Annotated in this window: 23 protein-coding genes; 9 read left to right on the forward strand and 14 right to left on the reverse strand. The window is 71.7% G+C overall.

The features are described 5' to 3' along the window. Positions 1–120: 120 nt before the first annotated feature. Positions 121–1,095: an NAD(P)H-quinone oxidoreductase gene (locus FBZ33_RS30330; RefSeq protein ID WP_141911808.1), complete on the forward strand. Its 975-nt coding sequence runs from the start codon at positions 121–123 to the stop codon at positions 1,093–1,095. A gap of 10 nt (positions 1,096–1,105) precedes the next feature. On the opposite strand, the gene soxR is transcribed toward FBZ33_RS30330, so the two are convergent. Beyond that, positions 1,106–1,579: a redox-sensitive transcriptional activator SoxR gene (gene soxR, locus FBZ33_RS30335; RefSeq protein WP_088950686.1), complete on the reverse strand. Its 474-nt coding sequence runs from the start codon at positions 1,577–1,579 to the stop codon at positions 1,106–1,108. A 47-nt stretch (positions 1,580–1,626) separates the two neighbouring features. Here soxR and FBZ33_RS30340 point away from each other — a divergent pair, with 47 nt between their 5' ends. Both FBZ33_RS30340 and FBZ33_RS30345 read left to right on the forward strand, forming a co-directional pair. After that, entirely contained in the window at positions 1,627–2,322 is a 696-nt protein-coding gene (locus FBZ33_RS30340) for a transketolase (protein WP_141911810.1), read from the forward strand. 5 nt (positions 2,323–2,327) lie between these two features. Then, complete coding sequence (locus FBZ33_RS30345) at positions 2,328–3,221, forward strand: transketolase family protein (RefSeq protein WP_141911812.1); 894 nt, start codon at positions 2,328–2,330, stop codon at positions 3,219–3,221. Here FBZ33_RS30345 and FBZ33_RS30350 read toward each other — a convergent pair. Further along, on the reverse strand, positions 3,207–3,914 hold the full coding sequence (locus FBZ33_RS30350; protein WP_088952086.1) for a glycosyltransferase family 2 protein: 708 nt from the start codon (positions 3,912–3,914) through the stop codon (positions 3,207–3,209). The two genes, FBZ33_RS30345 and FBZ33_RS30350, sit on opposite strands and share 15 nt — an antisense overlap. A 125-nt stretch (positions 3,915–4,039) precedes the next feature. On the opposite strand from FBZ33_RS30350, the gene FBZ33_RS30355 reads away from it, so the two are divergent. Together FBZ33_RS30355 and FBZ33_RS30360 are read left to right on the forward strand one after the other, a co-directional pair. Next, entirely contained in the window at positions 4,040–6,298 is a 2,259-nt protein-coding gene (locus FBZ33_RS30355) for a glycosyltransferase family 39 protein (RefSeq protein ID WP_185755441.1), read from the forward strand. Between the two features lie 164 nt (positions 6,299–6,462). Beyond that, complete coding sequence (locus tag FBZ33_RS30360) at positions 6,463–8,064, forward strand: ricin-type beta-trefoil lectin domain protein (RefSeq protein WP_141911814.1); 1,602 nt, start codon at positions 6,463–6,465, stop codon at positions 8,062–8,064. A 39-nt stretch (positions 8,065–8,103) separates the two neighbouring features. Here the strand turns inward: FBZ33_RS30360 and FBZ33_RS30365 are convergent, their stop codons facing one another. The 6 genes from FBZ33_RS30365 to FBZ33_RS30390 form a co-directional block, all read right to left on the reverse strand. After that, positions 8,104–8,703, reverse strand: coding sequence for a hypothetical protein (locus FBZ33_RS30365; protein WP_141911815.1), 600 nt, complete (start codon positions 8,701–8,703; stop codon positions 8,104–8,106). A gap of 56 nt (positions 8,704–8,759) precedes the next feature. Beyond that, positions 8,760–10,226 carry a HAMP domain-containing sensor histidine kinase gene (locus FBZ33_RS30370; RefSeq protein WP_141911817.1) on the reverse strand — a complete coding sequence of 489 codons (1,467 nt, stop codon included), beginning with the start codon at positions 10,224–10,226 and terminating at the stop codon, positions 8,760–8,762. Further along, positions 10,219–10,911, reverse strand: coding sequence for a response regulator transcription factor (locus FBZ33_RS30375; protein WP_088950691.1), 693 nt, complete (start codon positions 10,909–10,911; stop codon positions 10,219–10,221). Before FBZ33_RS30375 ends, FBZ33_RS30370 begins: the two co-directional genes overlap by 8 nt. An 85-nt stretch (positions 10,912–10,996) precedes the next feature. After that, a complete protein-coding gene (locus tag FBZ33_RS30380) occupies positions 10,997–11,509 on the reverse strand; it encodes a hypothetical protein (RefSeq protein ID WP_088950692.1) in 513 nt (170 codons plus the stop codon). Positions 11,510–11,620: 111 nt separating this feature from the next. Continuing rightward, positions 11,621–12,634, reverse strand: coding sequence for a phosphotransferase (locus FBZ33_RS30385; protein ID WP_141911818.1), 1,014 nt, complete (start codon positions 12,632–12,634; stop codon positions 11,621–11,623). A gap of 56 nt (positions 12,635–12,690) precedes the next feature. Next, positions 12,691–13,863 carry an acetyl-CoA C-acyltransferase gene (locus tag FBZ33_RS30390; protein ID WP_141911820.1) on the reverse strand — a complete coding sequence of 391 codons (1,173 nt, stop codon included), beginning with the start codon at positions 13,861–13,863 and terminating at the stop codon, positions 12,691–12,693. Between the two features lie 76 nt (positions 13,864–13,939). Between FBZ33_RS30390 and FBZ33_RS30395 the strand changes: the two genes are divergently transcribed. Beyond that, on the forward strand, positions 13,940–14,404 hold the full coding sequence (locus FBZ33_RS30395) for a PH domain-containing protein (RefSeq protein WP_141911821.1): 465 nt from the start codon (positions 13,940–13,942) through the stop codon (positions 14,402–14,404). A gap of 4 nt (positions 14,405–14,408) precedes the next feature. Here FBZ33_RS30395 and FBZ33_RS30400 read toward each other — a convergent pair whose 3' ends face one another. Then, positions 14,409–15,320, reverse strand: coding sequence for a rhomboid family intramembrane serine protease (locus tag FBZ33_RS30400; RefSeq protein ID WP_141911823.1), 912 nt, complete (start codon positions 15,318–15,320; stop codon positions 14,409–14,411). A 100-nt stretch (positions 15,321–15,420) separates the two neighbouring features. Further along, complete coding sequence (locus FBZ33_RS30405) at positions 15,421–15,951, reverse strand: peptidylprolyl isomerase (RefSeq protein ID WP_088950697.1); 531 nt, start codon at positions 15,949–15,951, stop codon at positions 15,421–15,423. Between the two features lie 84 nt (positions 15,952–16,035). Between FBZ33_RS30405 and FBZ33_RS30410 the strand changes: the two genes are divergently transcribed. Next, positions 16,036–16,848, forward strand: a complete 813-nt coding sequence (locus FBZ33_RS30410) for a hypothetical protein (protein WP_088950698.1) — start codon at positions 16,036–16,038, stop codon at positions 16,846–16,848. A gap of 132 nt (positions 16,849–16,980) precedes the next feature. Here the strand turns inward: FBZ33_RS30410 and corA are convergent, their stop codons facing one another. The 4 genes from corA to FBZ33_RS30430 all read right to left on the reverse strand — a co-directional run bounded on the left by corA (position 16,981) and on the right by FBZ33_RS30430 (position 20,613). Continuing rightward, on the reverse strand, positions 16,981–18,129 hold the full coding sequence (gene corA / locus FBZ33_RS30415; RefSeq protein ID WP_141911824.1) for a magnesium/cobalt transporter CorA: 1,149 nt from the start codon (positions 18,127–18,129) through the stop codon (positions 16,981–16,983). A 322-nt stretch (positions 18,130–18,451) separates the two neighbouring features. Continuing rightward, positions 18,452–19,546, reverse strand: coding sequence for a PLP-dependent aminotransferase family protein (locus FBZ33_RS30420; protein ID WP_088950700.1), 1,095 nt, complete (start codon positions 19,544–19,546; stop codon positions 18,452–18,454). A gap of 106 nt (positions 19,547–19,652) precedes the next feature. Next, on the reverse strand, positions 19,653–20,111 hold the full coding sequence (locus FBZ33_RS30425; RefSeq protein WP_141911826.1) for an ester cyclase: 459 nt from the start codon (positions 20,109–20,111) through the stop codon (positions 19,653–19,655). 106 nt (positions 20,112–20,217) lie between these two features. Next, positions 20,218–20,613: a cyclic nucleotide-binding/CBS domain-containing protein gene (locus FBZ33_RS30430; RefSeq protein WP_088950701.1), complete on the reverse strand. Its 396-nt coding sequence runs from the start codon at positions 20,611–20,613 to the stop codon at positions 20,218–20,220. A gap of 113 nt (positions 20,614–20,726) precedes the next feature. Here FBZ33_RS30430 and FBZ33_RS30435 point away from each other — a divergent pair, with 113 nt between their 5' ends. Then, complete coding sequence (locus FBZ33_RS30435) at positions 20,727–21,176, forward strand: NUDIX hydrolase (protein WP_185755442.1); 450 nt, start codon at positions 20,727–20,729, stop codon at positions 21,174–21,176. Beyond that, the gene (locus tag FBZ33_RS30440) at positions 21,173–21,940 is read left to right on the forward strand and encodes a hypothetical protein (protein WP_088950703.1); all 768 of its coding nucleotides are present in this window, start codon (positions 21,173–21,175) and stop codon (positions 21,938–21,940) included. The genes FBZ33_RS30435 and FBZ33_RS30440 overlap by 4 nt, the downstream gene beginning before the upstream one ends. Positions 21,941–21,982 lie beyond the last annotated feature (42 nt).

Genomic DNA, 21,982 nt, shown 5'->3' on the forward strand with positions numbered 1-21,982 from the left:
GGCTCCCGTCGGGCGGCCCGGCGTCCCTCCCCGAATGCGGCGGCCAGGCGGTCCGTCGCGTCCACAGTGGGCTGGAGGGTGCACCTGCGGTGCCGGGCGAGATCGGGTAAGACTGACTCCATGAAGGCGATCACCATCCCGCAGCCCGGTGGACCCGAAGCGCTGGTCTGGGCCGAGGTGCCCGACCCGGAGCCGGGCCCCGGCGAGGTGATCGTGGATGTGCGGGCCAGCGGGGTCAACCGCGCTGACCTGCTGCAACGGCAGGGGCACTATCCGCCACCGCCGGGCGCGTCCGCGTACCCCGGGTTGGAATGCTCTGGGGTGATCACCGAGGTCGGTTCGGAGGTCGCCGGGTGGGCGGTCGGGCAGCAGGTCTGCGCGCTGCTGTCCGGCGGCGGGTACGCCGAGCGGGTCGCGGTCCCCGCCGGGCAGTTGCTCCCGGTGCCGGCCTGCGACTCGGTGGACGCCGCAGGGCTGCCCGAGGTGGCCTGCACGGTCTGGTCGAACCTGGTCCAGGTGGGTCGGCTCAGCGCGGGCGACACGCTGCTGGTGCACGGCGGGGGCAGTGGGATCGGCACCTTCGCGGTCCAGCTCGGGGCGGCCCTCGGCGCGACCGTCGTGACCACCGCCCGGGCGGCCAAGCACTCCCGACTGCGTGAGCTGGGCGCGTCGCACCCGATCGACTACCGCGAGCAGGACTTCGTGGAGGAGGTCCGGCGGGTCACCGACGGTCGCGGCGCGGACGTGATCCTGGACATCATGGGCGCGTCCTACCTGGGTCGGAACGTCTCCGCGCTGGCGACCGGCGGTCGGCTGGTGGTGATCGGCATGCAGGGTGGGCGCAAGGCTGAGCTGGATCTCGGTGCACTGCTGACGAAGCGGGCGACCGTCGCCGCGACCTCGCTGCGCTCCCGACCGATCGCGGAGAAGGCGGAGATCGTCCAGGGCGTACGGGACGAGGTGTGGCCGTTGATCGAGGCGGGCAGGATCCGCCCGGTGGTGGACCGGCGGCTGCCGATGACCGAGGCGGCCGAGGCGCACCGGCTCGTCGAGTCGAACGATCACTTCGGCAAGGTCCTGCTCACCCTCGGGTGAGCAGCCGGCGTCAGGCGGGTGAGCCCGCCGGTGTCGGGTCGTCGGCCGGTCGGGGCAGCACCAGCCGGGCGCCCGGGCCCTCGCCGGCCAGCGCGTCCCCGGGGTTGTTGAGCGTGCAGCGCTGCAACGACAGGCAGCCGCAGCCGATGCAGCCGTCCAGGTCGTCGCGGAGCTTGGTGAGCAGCCGGATCCGCTCGTCCAGCCGGCTCCGCCAGCTCGCGGAGAGCCGCGCCCAGTCCTGTGGGCTGGGCGTACGGGCTTCGGGGAGCGAGTCCAGTGCCGCGCGGATCTCGTCGAGGGAGACGCCGACCTGTTGGGAGATCCGGATGAAGGCCACCCGCCGCAACTCGGCGCGGGCGTACCGGCGCTGGTTGCCGCCGGTCCGATCGGCGCGGATCAGCCCCAGTCGCTCGTAGTAGCGCAGCGCCGACGGCGCCACACCCGAGCGGACCGACAGCTCGCCGATCGTCAGTAGATCCTGCATCACCAGGTCCTTGAGTTGAAGTCCACTTCAACTTACACAGTAGTGGCATGACGATCACAGTGACCACCAACACCGGCTCCCGGCTTCCCGGGCTGATCCGACGACTGACCGGCGACGAGAAGCACGCGCCGAGCGCGCACTCGACCATCGACGTGCTCCAGGTGCTCTACGACCGGGTGCTGCGGGTCACCCCCGACACCGCCGACGACCCGGAACGCGACAGGTTCCTGCTCTCCAAGGGCCACGGACCGGCCGCCTACTACGCGGTGCTCGCCGCGCACGGCTTCATCCCGGAAGCCTGGCTCGACGACCTGGCCGGGCCGGCGAGCCGACTCGGCCATCATCCGGACCGGCTACTGGTCCCCGGAGTCGAGATCGGTTCCGGCTCGCTCGGGCACGGGCTCGGGCTGGCCGTCGGCAGCGCCCTCGGGCTACGGGCCCAGGGGCTGCTCAAACCCCGGGTGTACGTGTTGCTCGGCGACGCCGAACTGGACGAGGGCTCCAACCACGAGGCGATCGCGTACGCCGGTGCCACCGGCCTGGCGAACCTCACCGCGATCGTGGTCGACAACTCGTCGGCCACCCACGGCTGGGCGGGCGGCATCGCCAGCCGGTTCACCGTCAACGGCTGGACCGCCGACACCGTCGACGGCCGCAACCACACCGACCTGTACGTGGCGCTGACCGGGCACCGGCCGGGACGGCCGCACCTCGTCGTCGCCCACGTCGAGAACAAGGGATGACCGCCATGCGTGACGCCTTCATCGACGCCACCACCGCGCTGCTCGACGACGACCCGCGCACCGCAATCGTGCTGGCCGACATCTCGGCCACCCAGTTCGCGCCGGCTGGCACCCGCCACCCGGACCGGGTGTTCAATGTCGGCATCCGGGAGCAACTGATGATCGGGGTGGCCGGCGGGCTCGCCCTGACCGGGCTTCGCCCGATCGTGCACTCCTACGCGACGTTCCTGGTGGACCGGGCGTACGAGCAGATCAAACTGGATCTGGACCACCAGGGCGTGGGCGCGGTCATGGTCAGCATCGGAGCATCGTTCGACGGGTCAGCTGAGGGCCGGACCCACCAGTCGCCCGGCGACGTGGCGCTCTTCGACTCGTTGGGCGACGGCTGGACGGTGCGGGTGCCCGGCCACCCAGACGAGGTCGCACCGCTGCTGCGCGAGGCGGCGATCACCGACGATCCGGTCTACCTGCGGCTGAGCGAGCAACGCAACGCCAGGGCGCACCCGGACGCCGACCGGTTGCGGGTGATCCGGCAGGGTGGGACGAACGCGCCGCTCGTGCTGGCTGTCGGGCCGATGCTCGATCCCACCCTGGCAGCGACCGAGGGGATGGCCGTGACGGTCGCGTACACCCACACTCCCCGGCCGTTCGACACGTCCGGGCTGCGGGCGCTCGCCCCGACCGAGGTGGTGCTGGTCGAGCCGTACCTGTCAGGAACGTCGAGCGCGGTCGTCAGCCGGGCCATGGCGGAGGTGCCGCATCGGCTGCTCGCCCTCGGGGTGGATCAGACCGACCTGCGCCGATACGGACATCCGGCCGACCACGCCCGGTGGCACGGCCTGGATGCCGACGGTCTGCGCCGGTCGATCAGTGCGTTTCTGGGATCAGCGCGCGGGTGACGCGGTGGAACGGCGGCGGGCGCGTTCGCGGCCGAGGATCCAGATCGCCTCGACGCCGTCCTTCCAGGTGATCTTCTTGCCCTCTTCCCGGCCACGAGCCCGGTAGCTGATCGGCACCTCGTAGGGGCGGATCCGGCGACGCAGCAGCTTGCCGGTCACCTCGGCCTCCATGCCGAAGCCGCGCGAGCGCACTTCGAGCGACCGGTAGAGCGCCACCGGCATCAGCTTGAAGCAGGTCTCCAGGTCGCCGATGTACGAGTTGAACAGCACGTTGGCCGCCATCGTGACGCCCTTGTTGCCCATCACGTACCAGAAGCTGTAGGCGCTGTGGCTGCCAAAGGTGCGATTGCCGTAGACGACAGTGGCCCGCCCGTCGAGCACCGGGTCGAGCAGCTTGGGGATGTCCTGCGGGTCGTACTCCAGGTCGGCGTCGAGGATGACCATGTAGTCGCCCTCCGCGCTGTCGACCGCCGTCTTGATGGCGGCACCCTTACCGGCGTTGCGCTGGTGGGTGATGACACGCAGACGTGCGTCGTCGGCGCGGCCGAGGACCTCGCCGGTGCCGTCCCGGCTGCCGTCGTCGACGACGACCAACTCGATTTCGCAGGGATAGTCAACCGCCAACGCCTGCTTGAGGGCATCCGCGATGCGTTCTTCCTCGTTGTAGACCGGCATGAGGATCGAGAGCTTCAAGGGAATCTCCACGGTGGCGGCAACACGTCGGGCACAGCCTAGCCTGGCTGGTTGACCTTCGATATGCCGCCACCATCGGGGCCGTCGGCGTGGCTAGCGCAGACGAATGGTGTTTACTACCCGCCATGTCGGCTGGCGGCTCTCTGCTCGCGGCGGTTCCCGCCGCCGGGGCGCTCCTGCTCACCGTCGCGATGAGGCCGCGCGAGGTCGGCGCGGTCGCGCCTCTACGGCTCGCCGTGGTGCGCGCCGCGCTGCTCACCGGCGTGTACGCGGTGCTCGTCGTCGAACTTCTCGGCGCGTTGCACGCGCTGACCCGGCCGGCCTTCGCCGCCGCGTGGCTGCTCTTCCTGGCCGCCGCCGCGACAGCAGCCGGTCTGCGGCAGCGACGCGCGACCCGTACCGCGCCGACGCTCACCGCCGCACCGCGACCGGTGCCGGTCGGTGCCGTGGTGTCCGGCGGCAGCGCCGACCCGCCCGCCGCCGTCGAGTGCGGTGCGACCGGGCCCGACCCCACGCCGACCCGCGCCGTCCGGGCACCGTCCGGCCTGCTCGCCGTGGCCCTCGACGCCTGGCGTACGGCGGGACGCGGCGAGCGGCTGCTCGTCGGCGCGATCGGCGGACTGGTCCTGCTGGAGCTGCTGGTCGCGCTGCTGGCCGAGCCGAACAACTTCGACTCACAGACCTATCACCTGCCGAAGGTGGAGCACTGGGTGGCTCAGGGTGACCTGGACTTCTGGCCCACCGCCATCCACCGACAGGTGACCATCCCGCCCGGAGCCGAGTACCTGCTGCTGCACCTTCGCCTCCTCACCGGCGGGGACCACCTGTACAACCTGGTGCAGTGGGCGGCCGGAGTGCTCTGCCTCCTGGTGGTCGCACGGATCACCGCGCAGCTCGGCGGCAGCCGGCGGGCCCAGCTGCTCACCGCGTTCGTGTTGGCGACCACGCCGATGGTGGTGCTCCAGGCGACCAGCACGCAGACCGACCTGGTCTGCGCGGCGTGGGTGACCTGCGCGGCGACCCTCGTGCTGGACGGGCTGCGTCGGCGGACAGGCTGGGGCACGGTGCTCGGGTTGGGGGCGGCCACCGGTCTGACCGCGGTGACCAAGACCAGTGGTCTGATCGCGGTCGGGCCGCTGCTGCTGCTCTGGGGGTTGGCCCAGCTCCGGCTGGCGCTGACCGCGAGCACGGCGACGCCCGGCCCGACGGCCGCCGGCGCGGCACCACCCAACCCGACGGCCGGCGCGGCATCGCCCGGCCCGACGGCGGCCGGCGGGGATCGGCGGCCTCGGCCGGTCGGCGGGCTAGCTCGCACGGTCGGCGCCTCGGTGTTGATCCTGCTGGTCGCGGCCGTGGTGGTCGGCCCGTTCCTGGCCCGGGTGACCGCGGAGTTCGGGCACCCGCTGGGGCCGCCCCGGCTGCGCGAGTCGATCCCGATGGAACGGCACGACCCGCAGTCGATCCTGGTCAACGCTCTGCGGATCGGGCACACCGCGTTCGACACGCCGCTGGCGCCCCTGCGCCGGGCCGGAGCCGAGGCGATCATCGACGGAGCGGGCGCGATCGGGGTCGACCCGCAGGACCGTGCGATCACCTTCGGTCGGGAGATCTTTCCGGAGCCGGCCTGGTATCCGGACGAGGACCGGGTGGCGTTCCCCCTGACCGGGGCGCTGGTGTTGATCGGTGCGGTCGTCGCACTCGCCCGTCCGCGCCGGATCGATCCCGAGCAGGCCGGGCCGCTGCGCGCGTACGCGGTGGTGGTGTTGGCCGCCGTCCTGTTGCACACCTCGATGATCAAGTGGCAGCCGTGGGGCAACCGGCTGATCCTCTACGCCGTGGTGCTGGCCGTGCCGCTGGCCGGGCTCTGGCTCGACGCGCTCTTCCGCCGCCGCCGCGCCAACCCGGGTCGGCAAGGTGCCCGCCGGTCGGTGGCCACGCTGACGGCGGTCACCGTGCTGGCCACCTCGGCGCTGGCCGGTGTGCTGGCGCTGTCGTACGGCTTTCCGCGACGGCTGGTCGGTGCCGGTTCGGTCTTCACCACCTCGGACTGGGACACCCGGTTCCTGCGGCGTCCGCAGTGGGCCGACGAGTTCCGCTGGGCGGCGACGGCGGTCCGCGACAGCGGCGCCCGACGGATCGGGCTGGTGCAGCAGAACGACAACTGGGAGTACCCGTGGTGGCTGCTGCTCCGGCATCCGGACGGGGGTTCGCCGGACCTGGTGGCGTTGCAGTCGGTGCTGCCGGAGCGACCGCCGGCGGACCCTGCCTCGGTCGACGCGATCGTCTGCACCGGCAGTCGTCCGGCCTGCACGAAGCTGGTCCCGGCCGGCTGGCGGCTGGAGTTCCGCGGCTACGTCGGCTACGCCCTGCCGCCGGGCCGCTGACCCGGCGGTCCGCTTCGGCGCATCTCGATCGCCCGGATAGTCCGATCCGGGCGGTTCTGCAGCCTGCGCGCAAGGATCCGAGACGCATTCACATCCATTGATCCGCACGTTACCTTCTGGTAACTCAGTCGACGTCCCGCGACTGAGCCGAAAGGAGTGCGTCGATGCCTGCAATCCCCGCCAGGCCCGAACGCGCGACCCGACGACGGGCCATCACCGTCGCCGTGGCCGTCGCCGCCCTCGTCCTACCGATGCTCGCCGGACCGGCCACCCCCGCCACCGCCGCCGACCGTCCAACCGTCCAACCACTCCCCGCCAACCTCGAGGCCATCCGGGCTGCCGAGGCCACCGCCCTCTACGGCACCCCCGCGATTCGCCCGATCGAGCAACGCCGCACCGCGCTGATCACCATGGGCGACAGCCAGATCTCCGGTGAGGGAGTCGGCAACTACGTGCCCGGCACCCACCAGGACGGCAACTGGTGCGACCGCTCGTACGACCAGGCGGTGTTCCGCACCGGCATCCCGTCCGACGCGAGATACAACATCGCCTGCTCCGGTGCCACCCCGTGGAACCTCATCGCCGGCGGCCCGACCCAGCACAACGAGCTGAACCAGGGCGACTACCTGGGCATCAAGGCGCGCAACACGCACGTGAAACTGATCTGGGTGGTGGTCGGCGCGAACGGAGACGGCACCATCCAGTTCGGCCCGGTCGCCACCGACTGCGCAGTCAGCCGGGTCTTCCTCCAGGGCAACTGCTACCCCGACTACACCGACCAGTGGACGATCCGCACCGACGGCAGCCGCCGGGCGGTTGCGGACGCCCTCACCGACATCCGGCAGACCATGACCAGGGCCGGCTACCTGCGCACGGACTACGAGCTGGTGCTCATGTCGTACCCGAGCCCGGCCAGCCCGGACGTGGAGGACAACCCGAACTTCCCCGGCTGGTACTCCGGCGGCTGCCTGCTCTACCTGGCCGACGCCGCGTTCGCCCGCAACAAGGCGGTGCCGCTGTTCGAGTCGGCGCTGCGCGCGGCGGCCACCCAGACCGGCACCCGCTACCTGGACGCCAGCCGGCTCTTCCACGGCCACGAGGTGTGCACCGACAACACCTCGGTCCGCGGCCTCAACATCGAGATCGGGATCTGGAACGAGAACGCCGCCCGGCAGTCGTTCCACCCCAACGCCCGCGGGCACGGCATGTTCGCCCAGTGCATCACCCAGTTCTGGAACTCCGGACAGAACCAGGCCACCTGCGTCGACCCGGCCAGCACCGGCGCTGGCGTGCTCTACCCGGGCCTGATGCAGTTCAAGCAGTTGCGCAACCCTGCCACCAACACCTGCGTCGACGGTAAGGGTTACGACTCCCGCAACGGCACCGCCCAGCAGTCGTACGGCTGCCACGGCGGGCGCAACCAGGGCTTCTGGTACGACTCGGCCAAGCGGTCACTGCACTCGGAGCTGTCCCACGACCGTTGCCTCGATGTCGCCGGCGCATCGATGACGGCCGGCACGGCGGTCAACATCTACGACTGCAACGGCACTGCCGCCCAGCAGTTCGCCTTCGTCGGCAACCAGCTCAAGGCAGCCGCCGCCAGCAACCTCTGCGTGGCGTTCGACAGCCCGTCGTCGGGCGCTCCCCGGCTGCGGTTGGCCACCTGTTCCACCAGCACCCGGCAGCAGTGGTCGTTCGAGGCCCGTACCGCCGCCAACCCGGTCGGCTACGGTCACGACGACTTCATCGGCTCCCGCGTCTACTGACGGAAGGAGGGGCCCCTGATCGACTCAGGGGCCCCTCGCTCACTTCGTGCGGGGGATGAGGACGAGTCGCGCCACGCCCTTGTCGCCGTCCTTCGCGCCGGCGACGCCGAGCGTCGCGCCGGCCTTCACCTCGCTCGGCTGCACTGTGGCGCGCCGCTCGACGACCCGCAGGTCCTCGCCGAAGGTCCAGGTCATGGTGAAGCCGTCGGTGGACCTGACGGTCATCGAGTCGCCGTCGATCGCGGTCACCTCGCCGCGCTGCACGGCGACGGTCTGCGTACCGCCGTCCTTCGTCTTCACGACCGCCTCACCGTGCAGGGTGTTCTTCCGCAGCAGCACCCGGGCCTGCCGGCGCTTGCGCCACTCCTCGCCGCGCTTCTCCCGGGCCTTGTCCCTGGCGGTGGGGGAGGCACCCGGCGTCGGGGCGGCCGGCGCGGCGACGGTCCGCACGTCCAGGTCGTCGGCGTCGAAGCCCATCGCGGTCAGCGCCTGACCCTCCACGCCCATCGCGGCGGCGACCTCGACGGCGGCCTCCCGGGCGGGCTGGCTGGCCACCTCGGCCGCGCCACAGCCGCTGACGCCCAGCGTGACCGCCGCGAGCAGTGCCGTGGTGCCGGTGGCGAATCCCCAACGTGGCATGACGTTCCCTCTCGTCCGTGGAGCCCTCAGCATCTCCGTCGAGGGCGAGCGGAGCGTCAGGCCGATGTTCGAGCCAGGTAAGGATCGCCGGGCAGTCGGACCGTGAAGGCGGCACCGCCCTCCGGCGCGTGCCCGGCGGCGATCTCCCCGCCCAGCCGGCGGACCAGGCCGGCGGCCAGCGCCAACCCCAGCCCGCTGCCCACCTTGCGCACGCCCCGGTAACGCTGGTGCAGTGCCCCGCGTTCGAACGCCACCGCCAGGTCGTCGTCGGTGAAGCCGGGCCCGCCGTCCCGGACCTCCAGCTCACCGCCGGAGGCCGGGTCCGCACCCGCCGCCCGGACCGCGAGCACCACCGGCGACCCCGGGGGTACGACCCGCAGCGCGTTCTCCAGTAACCCGTCCAGCACCTGCCTGATTCGCCCCGGATCGGTGTACGCGGGCACCGGCTGACCTGGCGTCTCCAACCGGAACGGCACGCCCACCGCCGCGCACCGGCCGGACCAGGTCGGCTCCGCGTCAACGGCCAACTGGGTGAGGTCCACCGGCACCGGTTCGAGCGGGAAGTCGGCGGCCTCCAGCCGGGCCAGCGCCAGCAGGTCCCCGATCAGCCGGTCCAGGTGTTGGGCCTCAGCCAGCATCGTCCGACCGGTGTCGACGGTGTCGTCCGGGCCGAGCACCCCGTCGGCGAGTGCCTCGGCGTACCCCCGGATCGCGGTCAGCGGGGTGCGCAGCTCGTGCGAGACGGACAGCAGGAACTCCCGCTGCCGCCCCTCACTGGTGGCCAGCGCACCGGCCAGACCGTTCAACGCCTCGGCCAGGTCGGCGACCTCGTCCGGTGACTCGACCGGCACCCGGACGGCGCGGTCGCCGGCGCGTAGGCGGGCGGCTGCGGTGGCCGCGACGCGGATCGGCCGGGCCAGCCGGCGGGCCAGCAGCAACCCGGCCACCACGCCGGCGGCCAACCCGGCCAGCAGCGGTAACCAGAGGCTCAGCAGCACCCGGGCCCACAACCCGTTCGCCGAGGGGCGGGACAGCACCACGCCGTTGCCGTTGGCGAGCGCCCGGCCCTCGACCAGGGCACGTTCGCCGTTGACGACGCGCCGGACCGACACGTTGCGCCCCTGCCCGATTCGCTGCACCACCCGAGGTGGCAGACCCGGCCGGTCGACCGCTCCGCGCCGGATCAGGTACGCGTCGATGCCCTGGTTGCGCAGTTGCTGGATGAGCCGCTCCTCGTCGGCGCTGCGACCCCGGTCCAGGCGGGTGCGCAGCACCTCGGCGGCGAGCCGGGCCTGCGCGGCGAGCGCCTCCTGGTCGCGTCGCTCTGCGCCACGGATCGCCAACGGCACCGCCACGATCGCGGTGACCAGCACTGACACCAGCGCCACCGCGCAGGTGACCAGCACCGCACGGGCGGTGAGCGTACGGCCGAGGCCGCCGCGTCGAGGTGCGGCGGGTGGGGAGGTGCCAACCACCGGCAGCGACATGGTCGGCGACCCGGCGCGCCCGGATTGGTCAGGCATCGACCGCGTACCCGACGCCTCGGTGGGTCCGGATCACGCTGGCCGGGCCGAGCTTCGCCCGCACCTGGGCGACGTGCACGTCGACCGTGCGGGTGCCGGCGTGCGCCGCGTACCCCCAGACCCCGGCCAGCAGCTCCTCCCGGGTGAAGACCCGACCGGGCCGGGCCATCAGATGGGCCAGCAGGTCGAACTCGGTGGAGGTGAGCTGCACCGGTGCGCCAGCGGCGGTGACCGTTCGGCGGGCCGGGTCGAGCGTCACCGGGCCGACGACGCGCTGCCGGTCCGCGCCCTCTGGTCCGCCAGCGGAGCGACGCAGCACCGCGCGCACCCGGGCTACCAGCTCCCGGGGGCTGAACGGCTTGGTCACGTAGTCGTCGGCGCCCAACTCCAGGCCGACGATCCGATCGACCTCGTCGTCGCGGGCGGTGAGGAAGATGACCGGGGTCCAGTCGCCGGCCTCGCGCAGCTGGCGGCAGATCTCGGTGCCGGGCAGGCCCGGCAGGGCGATGTCCAGGACGCAGGCCACCGGGCGGATCCGGCGGGCGGCGCTCAGGCCGGCCGCACCGTCCCGTTCCAGGTGGACGCCGAAGCCGTCCCGGGTGAGGTAGAGCCGGACCAGGTCGGCGATGGCCGGCTCGTCCTCGACCACGAGGACGAGCCCGCGGTGCGGCGGTTCGACGGTCACCGGCCCATGATTGCCGACCCGGTGGACCCGGCGCGATCGGTGCGTGTTCGAGTCAGGTAAAGGCGACGCAAAGCCCGGTCAGGCGTCAGCTCACCACGGCGGGGCGGAACGCGTTGGGCCGCGCGGCGGCCGGCGCGTCACCGATGGTGGCGAGGATGCGCTCACGGGGCACCCGCAGGCGGGTCCGAAAGGCATGGTTGAGCAGCGCGTCGAGCTGCCAGACCTGCTTCGGGTGACTCGTGCGGATCAGGAACCGCTCGCGGATCCCGTCGATCGCGGTGGCCGCCATCTCGACCGACTGGAGTCGCGGGTCCGGGCTCCAGGTGACGTTGCTCAGCTCGCGCAACTCGGTGTTGAGATGCAGGCGCAGACGGTGCAGTAGTCGGGTCTGCTGGGTGACCACCAGTCGACGGTGGGTGAGCAGCAGCAGATAGTCGCCGGTGACCGGGCGGTCGGGGCGGCTGCAACGGGTGACCAGGATGGTGGCGTCACCGGAGCCGACGCAGCGCCGGAAGACCGGCATGTGCCGGCTCACGGTCTGCACGGCCAGGCCAGCCTCGGCGGCGGCCGGAAGGAACGTTCGGGAGAAGACGTCCATGACCTGCCCAACGACGTCTTCGGCGGGGTGACGTGGGTCACGCGGGTTTTTTGGAAGTTCCACGCCGCGGGTCGCACTGCCTGTCCGACTTCCGACTTGGACGGATTGTGGTCAGGAGTCCGGTTGAAGAGGGCTTGCGGCGAACAGCTCCTCCAGCCAACCGGGGATCGCGTCGGCGTACTCGGCACGGGACTCGTCGACGGTGTCCAGGGCTCGCCGCCACGACAACGACCGGCTCACCGGCCCCAGGCCGATCGCGAGGTCGGCGGCCTCGACAAGGGTTCGGCGGTCGTACCGGTCGGTCCACGCCTCCAGGTAGGCGTCGCGCAGCCGCGCCAACCCCGTGTCGTCGGCCGCCAGCTTCTTCGCGTGCCGGATGGACCGCAGAGTCACCAGCAGCGTGCCGAACGGGTGCGCCACGGAGGCGTCGCCCCAGTCGAAGTAGCGGTAGCCGTCCGGGCCCGCGAAGACGTTGTCGTCGTGCAGGTCGTCGTGCTGCACGGTGGCCGGGATGCCGATGTCGGCGAGCCGGCGGCACCGCTCGGCGTACGACGGCAGCTCCGCCCGCAGCCGCTCGTGCAGGTCGGGGCTGAGCCCGCCCTCGGCACCGATGAGCAGCGACTCGCGATCGTCGAGCAGCTCGGCGAGGAGCCCGGCCAACACCTCGGGGCGGTGGTCCGGCACGCCCAGCGCGACCAGTTCGTCGGCGCGCGGCGCGGTGGTCAGTTGGAGCGCAGCGTAGCCGGGTAGTGCCCGCTCCCAGTGCGCCAGATCGGGGTCGCGCGCCAGCACGTCGCGCAACGACTCGCCGCCGTCGGGCAGCAGTGACCAGCCCTGCCCCGGGTCCACCGCGATCGGTGTCAGCACCCGTTCCGGTGTCAGCTCGGCGAGCGTCGCGATCAGGGCGGCCTCGTGCACGGTGCCGGGGTTGTTGGCCTTGAACCAGACCGGGCCGTCGTCGGTGGGCACCCGCCAGACCAGAGACCACGGGCGCACCCGAGGCTCCACCAGACCCGTCACCCGCCGGCCGGCCTGGCTCAGCCGCGCGTCGACCCAGGACCGGGCCCGCACCTGCCACTGCTCACTGGACCAGTCGGGGGCACGCTCACCGGCGATCGTCGTCACGCTGGGCACCTTAGGCGGCCCTCCCTGGCCGGGGCGAGGCGTTTTCCCCAGCGGTGTCAGACCAGCTCGACGATGGTGGCGTTGGCCATTCCGCCGCCCTCGCACATGGTCTGCAGGCCGTAGCGGATCCCGTTGTCCCGCATGTGCTGGAGCATCGTGGTCATGATCCGGGCACCGGAGCCGCCGAGCGGGTGACCGAGTGCGATCGCCCCACCACGCGGGTTGAGCCGCTCCGGGTCCGCCTCGGTCTCGGCCAGCCAGGCCAGTGGCACCGGGGCGAACGCCTCGTTCACCTCGTACACACCGATCTCCTCGATGCCCAGCCCCGCGCGGCGCAGCGCCTTCGCGGTGGCCGGGATCGGGGCGGTGAGCATGGTGACCGGGTCGTCGGCGGCGACCACGGCGGTGTGGATCCGGGCAAGCGGCCGAAGGCCGTGCCGGCTGGCCCACTCGGATGTCGTCACCGCGAGGGCCGCGGCGCCGTCGGAGATCTGGGACGCGGACCCGGCGGTCACCACGCCGTCGGCACGGAACGGCGTGGCCAGCTCGCCGAGCTTGGCCAGGGTCGTGTCCCGGCGGATGCCCTCGTCGGCGGCGAACTTGCCACCATCGCCGAGTGGCACCGGCGTGAGCTCCGGGTCGAACGCGCCAGCGTCCTGTGCGGCGGCTGCCTTCTCGTGGCTGGCCAGCGCGAACTCGTCGAGCTGGGTGCGCGAGAGGCGCCACCGCCGGGCGATCAGCTCGGCACCGACGCCCTGGTTGAACGGCAGTGGCGCGTCGTCGGCGAAGCCCTCGACACCCCGGTAACGGTCCCGGAGCTGGTCGCTGAACGGCATGCCGCCGGCCACACTGGAACCCATCGGCACCCGGGTCATCGACTCCACCCCGCCAGCGACCACCAGGTCAGCCTGGCCGGAGAGCACCGTCGCGGCGGCGAAGTGCAGTGCCTGCTGGCTGGAGCCGCACTGCCGGTCCAGCGTCGTGCCGGGGACCGTCTCGGGCCAGCCGGCGGCGAGCACGCCGTTGCGGGCGATGTTCCACGACTGCTCGCCGACCTGGGACACGCAGCCCCAGAAGACGTCGTCGACCTGCCCCGGGTCGAGCCCGGTGCGCTCGGCGAGGGCGCGCAGCACGTGCGCCGAGAGATCGACCGGGTGGACGCTGGCGAGGCTGCCCTTGCGCCGCCCGACCGGGGTACGTACCGCGCCGACGATGACCGCGTCACTCATGTTTACTCCCCGGTAACTTGGGCTGTCCCGATCCTACGTCGTCCCAGGACCGACCGTCCGGCCCCACCATCACGAGATGCCGGAATCCGACGGCCGCTGGCATGCTGGGCGGGTGGATGAGATCACCGGGGCCCGGCAGTGGCGAGTGCCGTCGAGTCTGCCAGCGGCGAAGCTGGCCGGCGCCGTCCTGCTCGTCGCCCTCGGGCTGCTCTTCGCCGACGGCGACCCGGTCCGCCTGGTGGTGGCAGTCCTGGCCGCGGTGACGGTGGCCGTCTGGGCGGTACGCGACCTGGTCGTGCCGGTCCGGTTGGCGGTGGACCCGGCGGGGCTCACCGTCATCCACGGGTTCGCGGGCCGGCGGCTGCTGCCCTGGTCGACGGTCGAGGCGATCACCGTCGACCGTCGGCCACGGTTGGGGCTGACCAGCGAGACCCTGGAGATCGACGCGGGCAACTCGCTGCACCTCTTCGGCCGCTACGACCTGGGAGCCAACCCGGAAGAGGTCGCCACCGCACTGCGTGCCGCCCGCCCGAACCCCTGAGCTGTCAGCCGAGCAGTTGGGCGGTCCGGAAGAGCACGAGCGCGAGCAGGACCACCAGGATGATCGCCGCGCCGGCGACCTGCACCAGCGTCCGCCGGCCACGCGGCGCGTACGCGAGCACCAACGCCATCAGCGCGCCGACGACCAGCCCACCGAGGTGCCCGGGGATCGAGATGCCCGGCACCGCCAGCGTGAACACCAGGTTGATCACCAGGATCGGGATGATCCGGGAGATGTCCCGACCCAGCTTGCGTTCGATGATGATCAGTGCGGCGAAGAGACCGAACACGGCTGTCGACGCCCCGACGGTGGCGGCCCGCGGGCTGCTGAACAGGTAGGCGGCCACGTTGCCGCCCAGACCGGCGATCAGGTAGAGCGCGGCGAAACGGACCCGCCCGAGGTTGGCCTCCAGCGACCGACCGAGCACCCACAACGCCCACATGTTGAGCAGCAGGTGCAGCACGCCGTAGTGCAGGAACATCGCGGTGACCAGCCTGTACCACTGGCCCTCGGCGATCCCACCGAGCGTGTAGTCGGACAGGTACGCCCGGCCGAGCACCGCACCCCACTCGGTCAGCGGCGTGCTGCCACCCATGAGGCCGCCGAAACCGGAGCCCCCCATCGCCGCGTCCCCACCCCGGGCCGAGGCGATGGAGAGCAGCAGGAGCAGTGCGTTCACCGCGATCAGGGTCTTCGTGACATAGCCGTGCCGGCCGGCCGTACCACCACCGAAGGCGGTACGCGCCGGCCGGACACTGCGACGACCCTCGTTGACGCACTCCGGGCACTGGTGCCCGACCGACGCATCGCGCATGCAGTCCGGACAGATCGGCCGGTCGCAGCGGCTGCACCGGACATAGGTCTCCCGGCCGGGATGCCGATAGCAGACCGGGGTGGTCGGCGGAGACTCGCTCACCGGGCCGACCCTCCGTCCACCGCCGCGCGAACCACCGGCGCAGGCCGGTGCGGTGCTCCGGAGCGCTCAATCATGCGAGCAAAGGTACCTCGCCCGTTGGTCAGGAAGCAGACCGCTCGATCTCGACCCGCTCGATGACGACGTCCTGGAGCGGACGGTCGCTCGGGCCGGTCGGGGTGCTGGCGATCGAGTCGACGACCTTCACCGACTGCTCGTCGGCGACCTGCCCGAAGATGGTGTGCCGGTTGTTGAGGTGCGGCGTCGGCGACACGGTGATGAAGAACTGCGAACCGTTGGTGCCCGGTCCGGCGTTCGCCATCGCCAGCAGGTACGGCCGGTCGAAGCGCAGCTCCGGGTGGAACTCGTCCGCGAACTTGTAGCCCGGTCCGCCCCGGCCGGTGCCGGTCGGGTCGCCCATCTGGACCATGAATCCGCTGATCACGCGGTGCGAGATGGTGCCGTCGTAGTACGGCCCACTGCCCGGCTGACCGGTGCGCGGGTCGGTGTACTCCCGGTTGCCCTCAGCCAGGTCGATGAAGTTGCGGACCGTCTTCGGCGCGTGGTTCGGGAAGAGCTCCAGCCGGATCGGGCCAGCGTTGGTGTGCAGGGTGGCGTAGACAGCCTCGGCCACGGGTACTCCTCACTTGTTGGTCAGTTCCATGCGGATCCTCCCATGTGCCCGATCTGGCATCGCGGAGGCATCCGAAGGTGGAGGATGACGAAGGAACAACTCCCAGGAGGTAGGACCGTGTTTGGATTCGGGCGGCGTAAGTCCCAGGGGCAGCTGGCCAAGGCCGAGCTGAACCAGAGCATCAGCCACCTGATGCAGGCAGCCAACCACGCAGCCAAGGGCGCTGGCGCAACCGTCGGTCCGCGGGTCCAGGTGGCCCGGGGCTACGTGGCACCGACCGCAGTGAAGGTGCGCGACCGCGCGTCGACCGGCTGGGGGACGACACTCACCACGCTGGCACCGCTGGCCGCGGCGGCCCGTGACGGCGCCGCGCAGGCAGGGCCGCTGACCAGGAAGGCCAAGTCGAAGACCATGCGGATCACCGGTAAGAAGAAGCAGCCGCGTCGTCGCGGCTCGATGATGACCGGCCTGTTGGCAGCGGGTGTCGTCGCCGGCGTGGCCGGCGCGGTGGCCATGCGCCGTCGCCGCGAGCAGCAGGAGTGGGCCGAGTACGACCCGACCCGCACCTTGGACCCGATGCGCGACGAGGTCGACTCGATCGAGGTGCGCACGCCGTCCGCCACCAAGGGGAGCGACGGGTCCGCGATGACCGGCGGGTCCGCCATGACCGGTACGGCGGGGATGACGGGTGCGGCGGGGATGACGGGTGCCGGCAGCTCGGCGGTGGCCGGCGGCAGCAGCGCCAGCACCACCGGCACGGCCAAGCAGACCAGCGTCCGGCCGACCGACAAGGTCCCCTCGGTCGCCGAGGGTGCCACGGACGTCTCCGGCCGGCCGACCGACGACCTCACCAAGGCACTGGGCAAGGACACGGCCCGCACCAACGGCCGTCGCTGACCCAGCGACAACGCATCGAGCGCCGGCGCAGCGGGGTCACCCCGCTCGCCGGCGCTGTCGCGTGCCAGCGCTCGCCGCGCCCCCGCGTGAGCGGCGGTCAGGTGGCAGAGCGGGTGCTTCCGCCCCCGGCGGTCAGAGCCAGCCGTTGCGGCGGAACCAGCGGTAGAGGGCCAGCGAGATGCCGAGCATGATGGCCAGGACCACCGGGTAGCCGTACGTCATCTTCAGCTCGGGCATGTTGTCGAAGTTCATCCCGTAGATACCGGCGATGGCGGTCCACACCGCGGCGATACCGGCCCAGGCGGCGATCTTGCGCATGTCGTTGTTCTGGTCGACGGTGACCTGGGCGAGCCGCGCCTGGAGGATCGAGTTCAGCAGGTCGTCGTAGGAGTTGACCTGCTCCACGGTGCGGCTCAGGTGGTCCTGCACATCCCGGAAGTAGCGGCGGATCTCCTTGGGCACGTCCCGGTTGACCTGGGAGGTCAGCGTCATCAGCGGCCGCTGCAACGGCACCACCGCCCGCTTGAACTCCACCAGCTCCCGCTTCATCTGATAGATCCGCTGGATCCGCCCATGGCTGTGGCGGTCGAAGACCTCGGCCTCCAGCATGTCCAGGTCGTCCTCGAGTTGGTCGGCCACCTCCAGGTAGAGGTCGACCACCCGGTCGGTCACCCCGTACGCCACCGCCCACGGGCCCTGGAGCAGCAGATCCTCCTTGGTCTCCAGGTCAGCGCGGATCGGGGCGAGCCGGCAGGCGTCCCCGTGCCGGACGCTGATCACGAAGTTCGGGCCGATGAAGAGCATCACCTGCCCGGTCTCCACGACCTCGGAGTTCTCGGTCAGCTCGGCGTGCTCGCAGTACCTCGCGGTACGCAGCACCAGGAAGACGACATCGCCGAACCGCTCCAGCTTGGGGCGCTGCTCCGCCTTGACGGCGTCCTCGACGGCGAGTTCGTGCAGACCGTAGGTCTCCGCGATGGCGGTCATCTCGGCCAGCTCCGGTTGGTGCACACCGAGCCAGACGAAGCCGTGCTCCTCGCGGCGGGCCGCCGCCAGGGCGTCCGCGTACGTCCACTCGCCGGGTTGCCGCTTGCCGTCGACGTAGAGCGCGCAGTCGACCACCGAGCTGCGGTCGGTGCCGGTCGGGGTCGGTACGGGCGGCGAGCCGTCGGCGTTGAGGATCCGGGTCATCGCCCGGACCGGGGAGGGCCAGGCCCGAGGTCGCAACACCCGACCGGGGGTGGACGACGCCGTCCGGTCCCGCTCTGTGCGATCCGTCATCGCGTCACCTCCCACGCTCGGCTGCGGCTTGCAGGCTACGCCGACTGCGGTCGAGGACATCTGTGACGGCGGTCGCGTGGGGTGGTGCGGGTGGGCCGGGCCGCATCGGGGGGTGTGCGGGGACGACACGGCCCATCCGACACCGGTGGGGGCGGGAGGTTGTGCTGCCGCATCGTCCGAGATGGGGGGCCGGCCCGGAGGCCGGGCAGTGATCTCCGCTACATCACGGGCGACGCTCGCAGCATTGTGGGCCGCCGGCCGCCCCGGACGGGAGTCCCGGGACGGCCAGCATCGTCGTTCTGTCAGGAACCCGACAGTTGACTCAGGCGCGGACGGCCTCGACGGCCTCCGCGAGGCGACGGACACCCTCGTCGATCCGGTCGGCGGTCACCGCCGAGAAGGCCAACCGGAGGGCGTGCTGCCCACCGTCCAGCACGAAGTCACTGCCCTTGACCACGGCGACCCCACGCTCGGCGGCAGCCGGAGCGAGCCTGTCGACCAGCACGTCCTCCGGGAACTCCACCCAGAGGAAGTAGCCGCCGTCGGGCTCCACGAAGCGCGCCTGCGGCAGGTGCCGGCGCAACGACTCGGCGAGCACCTGGGCCCGCTCACCCAGCGCCGCGCGGACCGTCTCGATCGAGCGGTCGATGTCACCGGAGACGCAGAACTGGTGCACGATCGCCTGCGACACCATGCCGGGCGAGATGTAGAGGCTGGTCGCGTTCTTGGCGATGTCGGCGATCAGGTCCGCCGGGCCGACCAGATAACCGACCCGGACACCCGGGCAGACCGTCTTGGTGAAGCTCGACGCGTGCACCACCACGTTGCGGGTGTCCAGCGAAAGCATCGACGGCAGCGCCTCGCCACGGAAGCGGATGTCCGCGTACGGGTCGTCCTCGAAGATCGTGAACTCGTACTCGGCGGCAAGGTCGAGCAACTCCCGACGCTTCCCCTCCGAGAGCGTCATACCGGCCGGGTTCTGGTAGTTCGGGATCACGTGCGCGAGCCGGGGTCGGACCCCCGACTCCAGCAGCTTGCGCAGCTCGGCAGTGTCCAGGCCGTCCGGCTGGACCGAGATGCCGTGCAGCTCACTGCCCATCCGCTGGAGGTTGAGCAGCGTCCGGTCGTACGTCGGGCGTTCCACCACCACCGCGTCGCCCGGGCGGACCAGGTGGTCGAAGAGGAACGCGTCGGCCTGAAGCGACCCGTTGGTGACCAGCACCTGGTTGGCTTCCACCCCGTGCTTCTCGGCGATCCACTTTCGCAGCGGAAGGTAACCGACGGAGGTGCCGTACGCCGTGACCCCCGCAGGGTCGGCGTCGAAGGCGCGGACGGCGGCGGCCTTGAGCCCCTCGACATCGACGATGTCCAGCGAGGGAGCCCCACGGGCAAAGGAGATCAACTGCTCGGCGGTCATGGATGTTGAGCGTACGGGCGGCGATGGGGGACGCGCGGACGGCACGGCGATGTCCGCATCCTGAGCCACCGGGACGGGTGACCCGACTCCACCGGTCGGCGACAGATCAGACCGGAAGGGCGAGCGCGTCGTGGTGCGCCGCGCGGGAAAGTCCCTCCAACTGCACGCCGAGCGCGTCGAGGAGCTGGCTCCAGTCGAAGTAGGAGCGCCAGGCGGTGATCCGACCCTTGCGGGCCCGGACCACGTCGGCCACCTCCCAGCTCACCAGCCGGCCGGTGGGAGCGACGGTGCCGTACGGCGAATGCAGCGTGCCGGTGTGGGTGCCGGTCAGACGCAGCTCGACGGCGGCGCCACTGCCGGTGCGAACCGCGCCCAGCGGGTCGACCCGCAGGTCCGGGAAGGCGCCCGTCCAGGTGCGCAGGAGTGCGGGCAGCTCGATCGGACGGACCGTCACGCCCGGCATGGCGTAGAACGCCTCCGGGGCGTAGAGATCCGGTAGACGGGCCACGTCCCGACGCAGGAGCATGGCGTACTGCTGCTCGACCAGCCGCTCCGCGTCGCGCATCGGGACCTCCCCCGCGGGCCACGGCATCTCCGCGCCCGCGAGGAATCCCTACCCGTCTATCCGGGCACGCACACCTGCGCGGGCCGAGATTCCGGCCCCGGCCCGGTCAGGTCGTGGAGACGGCGGCCTGATCCTCCGCCCACACCCGCATGATGTCCCGCACGGAGATCACCCCGGCCACCTCCCGACCGTCCAGCACCACCAGGTGCCGGAACCCGCCCCGGGCCATCGCCGCGGCGGCCTCGGCCACCGTCCACTCCGGCCCCGCGTAGACCACGTCCCAGGTCAGGTGGGCACCGGTGCGTTCCACGTCACAGTCCAGGCCGGCGCCGATTGCCTTCAACACGTCGCGTTCGGTCATGATCCCGACGCCCTCGGAGTCCGGGTCGATCACGACCGCCGACCCGACACCGCGGGCCGACATCATCCGGGCCGCCTGGCGGAGCGTGTGCTCCGGACCGACGACGAGGACCTGGCTGGACATCGCATCCCGTACCTGCATCACACATCACTCCCTTGGGACGGTGGCATCCGGTACCGACATGGTCGTCCGTGGATGTTTCCGGGACAAGACCGAGCCTCGGGGCAACAGCGGACGCTCGCTACTGTCGAGCGGTGTCCACCGAGCCCCTGCGCTGCGCCGGCGCGCTGATCGTCGACCACGACGGCCGCATCTTCTTTCAGCGCCGCTCACCCCAACGGCGCCTCTTCCCCAACTGCTGGGACATCGTCGGCGGCCACCTGGACCCCGGCGAGGACATCGACGAGGCGCTGCGCCGGGAGATCACCGAGGAGACCGGCTGGGTCCTCTCGCACGTCCTCGGCCAGGTGGGCGAGTACCGCTACGTCGGCGACGACGGCCTGGCCCGCATCGAGTACGACTTCCTGGTCCGCGTCGACGGCGACCTCGACCGCCCGAGGTTGGAGGCCGGCAAGCACACCGAATACCGCTGGCTGGCCGAGGACGAGGTGACAGTGCTGGACGAGCACCGCCACGTCAACGACGGGCTGATCCGGTGGATCGCGGAAGAGGGCTTCGCCGTCCTGCGGTCGATCGGTCTGTGAACACCGTCGAGCTGGCGCCGCACCGGTTCGCCGGGCTGCTCGCCCCGGCCGTGGACCGGGCCTTCCGCGCCGGCATGCTGGCCGGCCGCGACGGTGGCGGAGCCGTTCTGTCCCAGCGGTACGGAGGAGTGGCGGCGACCGGCTTCCTGGTCGACCTGCGCACCCGACTCGCGGCACCCGGTGGCACTGTCGACGGGCCCGGGTTCGCGGCCATCACCCGTTACCAGGACCCGGTCGTCTGCCGGCGGACGGTGGACAAGCAGGTGGCGTACGGGATGCTCCACCGCGGCCCGGACGGCACACTCTCCGCCACCGAACGGGGAGCGGCCTTCCTCACCGAGCTGTACCAGGTGCACGCCGAGGTCACCGAGGAACTGTGGGCCGGGCACGGCGAACGGGTGTCACGGCTGGTGGCAGCCCTCGGCCGGCTGCTGTCGTACGCCCTGGTGCTGGCCGACGAGGCCGGTGACCGCGGCGGCTCCGCCTTCGCCGCGATGGCACCCCCGCACGAGCCGGACGGCATCCCGTCGGGCGTGCTGCTGCTCAACCGGCTCGGCACGCTGCGATACCACCGGGCCGACGCGCACGCCGCAGCCTGGGAAGCCGCCGGGCACACCGCATCGAGCGTCGCCGCCCTACCGGCCGGCCCCGAGCGGACCGCCATCGAGCTGGAGACCGACCGACGGGCGGCCGGCCCGTACGCCGCTCTTGGCGCGGAGGAGCGACTGACGATGCTCGCTGACCTGGCGGCGTTGCCCGGCTGACCCGGTTGACCACAGCGGCCCGACCAAGCGGCGCTATCCTCC

It is taken from the genome of Micromonospora sp. A202 (assembly GCF_006715105.1).
In the GTDB taxonomy this organism is placed as follows: domain Bacteria; phylum Actinomycetota; class Actinomycetes; order Mycobacteriales; family Micromonosporaceae; genus Micromonospora; species Micromonospora zamorensis.